This window comes from Streptomyces kunmingensis (assembly GCF_039533535.1).
GTDB lineage: Bacteria > Actinomycetota > Actinomycetes > Streptomycetales > Streptomycetaceae > Streptomyces > Streptomyces kunmingensis.
Genome location: NZ_BAAATS010000003.1, coordinates 1 through 3,397 on the forward strand (window position 1 = coordinate 1; position 3,397 = coordinate 3,397).

General features: G+C 69.1%; 2 protein-coding genes. Both read right to left on the reverse strand.

Features of this window, described 5'->3' with window-relative positions:
* Positions 1-1,648: condensation domain-containing protein (locus ABD366_RS05170; RefSeq protein ID WP_344441169.1), on the reverse strand; the 1,648-nt coding region annotated here is incomplete at its 3' end.
* The coding region (locus ABD366_RS05175; RefSeq protein WP_344441171.1) for a condensation domain-containing protein at positions 1,645-3,397 on the reverse strand (1,753 nt) is incomplete at its 5' end. The genes ABD366_RS05170 and ABD366_RS05175, both read right to left, overlap by 4 nt.

Genomic DNA, 3,397 nt, shown 5'->3' on the forward strand with positions numbered 1-3,397 from the left:
TGATGCGGTCGGTGGGGTATTCCGGGTCGAGGGGGACGAATGCGGCGCCGGCCTTCAAGATGCCGAGGAGAGTGGCGATCAGTTCAGGCGACCGGTCGAGGCAGACCGCGATGAGGGTGTCCGGGGTGATGCCCGTGTCCCGCAGGTGGTGGGCGAGTTGGTTGGCGCGGGCGTTGACCTGCGCGTATGTCCATTGTTCGGTGCCGTGGGTGATGGCGATGGCGTCCGGGTCGGTGGTGACGCGGTCTTCGATGAGGGAGTGGATGGTGGCGGTGTCGGGGTAGGGGCCGGTGACGCCGTTCCAGTCGACCAGGATTTCCTGCCGCTCCCGCTCCGTCAGCATGTTCAACTCCGCGATGCGCGCCGCGGGAGCCGCCACGACGGACTCCAGCAGGGTGCGCAGATGACCGGCCATCCGCTCGATCGTCGCCGCGTCGAACCGGCTCCGGTCGTAGACGAAGCGGAACTCCAGGGCGCGGCCCGCCGACACGACCAGGGTGAGCGGGTAGCCGGTGCGCTCGACGCAGTTGACCAGACGCCGGGTCAGACCCTCGGGGAAGTCCGACGGCTTCTGCACCACCGGGTAGTTCTCGAAGACCAGAATGGACCGGAACAGCGGCTCTCCGCGTGCGATGCTGCTGTGCTTCTGCACGTCGACCAGGTGGCAGTACTCCCACTGGCGCATCTCCAGCTGCTCGTCCTGGAGATCCCGCAGCCAGCCCGCGACCTCCATGTCACCCGTGAGCCGGCCGCGTACCGGAAGCGTGTTGATGAACAGCCCCATCATCGAGTCCACGCCCGGCAGCGCGATCGAGCGGCCCGAGATGGTCGAACCGAACAGCACCTCGTCGCGGCGGCTGTAGCGGGAGAGCAGGATCGACCACAGCCCCTGCACCAGGGTGTTCATCGTGATCCGCTGGGACCGGGCGTAGTCACGGGCCTGTGCGAACAGCTCGGGGGAGGCGACCACTTCGCATTCCCCGACTCCTGTGTCCCCGGTCTCGCGGTCCACATGCAGGTCGGTCGGCTCGGTTACCCCGGCCAGGTACTTCTTCCAGAAGTCCGCCGACCCGTCCCCCTGTTGGGCGTTGAGCCACTCGATGTAGCGGCGGTACGGGGCGGCCGGCGGCAGCGCGGCAGGTGTGCGGTCGAGGAGGCTGCGGTAGAGGGCGAACAACTCCTTCTGGAGGATCTGCACGCTCCACCCGTCCAGCAGGATGTGGTGGAACGACCAGACGACGTAACGCCGTTCCTCCGCCGTCCGCAGCACGGTCACCCGCACCAGTGGCGCCCGCGACAGGTCGAAGCCGCGCTCCCAGTCCTCCGCGAGGAAGGCGTCAAGGCGCTGCTCCTGGTCGGGCAGGCCGCGCAGGTCCCGCACCGCGAAGGGCACGGGGGCCCGGCGCTGCACCACCTGCACCGGTTCCGACACGCCCTCCCACACGAACGCGCTGCGCAGGATCGGATGCCGGTCGACGAGCTGCTGCCACGCCTGTCCGAACAGCGCGTCGTCGAAGGGACCTTCGACCTCCTCCGTCATCTGCACCATATAAGGGCGCGTGTCGGACGTGTCCTCCAGCGAGTGGTACAGCATCCCGAACTGCAGGGGCGAGAGCCCGTAGACGTCTTCCACGTTGTGCGTGCTCATATCGAGAACCTCTTCAGGATCGCGGCCATGTCGGTGTCACCGATGTCGGTGAGGGGGGCGCCGGGGGTGGCCCAGCGGGATTCGGCGGCGCCTTCGGCACTGCCGGCGATCAACGTGCGCAGGTGGCCCATCACTCCGTCGGCCAGCCGCTCGACGGTCTCCCGGTCGTGCAGCGCCGTCGAGTAGCCGATATACACCCCGAACGTGTCGCCCTCGACGGCCGCGGTCACGTCGAGGACGTTCCAGCGCATGCCGTCGGGGCTGATCGAGTGGCCCTTGGGCTCGTCAGCGGGGGCATACCGCCCGATGCCGGGGAGGTCCCGGCTGAACTGCCCCAGGTAGTTGAAGTTGACCTCCGGAACCGGCTGCCGGCCCAGGACGGACGCCACGTCGGGCGCCCCGAGATGACGCAGGATGCCGTAGCCGACGCCCTTGTTCGGGATCCGTCCCAGCTGCTCCTTGACGGAGTCGAGCGACGCGACCGGGCCGGCACCCGGCGCCAGTCGCAGCGCGACGGGGAACACGGACGTGAACCAGCCGACGGTCCGCGACAGGTCGACGTCGGGGAACAGGTCCTCGCGGCCGTGCCCCTCCAGACCGATCAGTGTCTCGTCGTCGCCCGTCCAGTCCCGCAGCGCCTGGGCGAGCGCGGTGAGCAGCGCGTCGTTGATCTGCGTGCTGAATGCACGGGGCACGTCCCGGAGCAGGGCGCGTGTCTCGTCGGAGGTGAGCGTCGCCGTGACGGTGGACGCCGAGCCCAGGTCGTTGCGCCCGTCCCGGTCACGCGGAACCTGTCCGCCGGGCTTCGCCTCCGCCCAGTACGCGAACTCGGCGCGCGCCGCGTCCGACGTCGCGAACCCGCGCAGCCGTTCCGCCCAGGCCCGGAAGGACGTCGTCTTCGCGGGCAGCCGCGGCGTCCTGCCGGCGGCGCGCTGCTCGTAGCAACTGCCCAGGTCCTCCAAGAGGATCCGCCAGGACACCCCGTCGACCGCCAGATGGTGCACGGCGATGAGGAGCCGCTGCCCCCGCGCCGCGCCCAGCTCCAGCAGGGCGCACCTGATGAGGGGCCCCTTCGCCAGGTCGAGGCCCTGCTGGGTCTCCTCGGCGATCCCGAGCGAGACCGAGCTCAGGGCGTCGGCGGTGACATCGGACAGATCGTGGACGTCGAGGACGCCGGTGTCCACCGACTCGTCCAGGTACTGACGCCAGCCGTCCTCACCGCTCTCGCAGCGCAGGCGCAGAGCGTCGTGGTGCTCGATCAGGTCGGTCAGCGCCTGTCGCAGGACGTCGGGGTCCAAGGAGTCGGTGGCCAGGAGTTCGGCCTGGTTGAAGTGGTCGAAGGCCGGCAGTTCCTTCTCGAAGAACCAGTGCTGGATCGGCGTCAGCGGTACGTCGCCCACCACGCGGCCCTGCTCCGCGTCGACCAGGGTGCTCGCGCCGGCGTGGACCGCGATCTCGGCGATCGTCTGGTGCTTGAAGATCATGCGCGGGGTGAGATGGAGGCCGAACTTCTTCGCCCTGGCGATCAACTGGATGCTGATGATCGAGTCGCCGCCCAGCTCGAAGAAGTTGTCGTGGATGCCGACGGTCTCGATGCCGAGGATGTCGCTCCACACCGAGGCGAGTGTGCGTTCGGTGTCGGTGCGGGGGGCGGTATAGCTGTTGGCGAGGTCGGGGCGCTCGGGTCCGGGTGCGGGGAGGGCTTTGGTGTCGATCTTGCCGTTGGGGGTGAGGGGGAGTTGGTCGAGG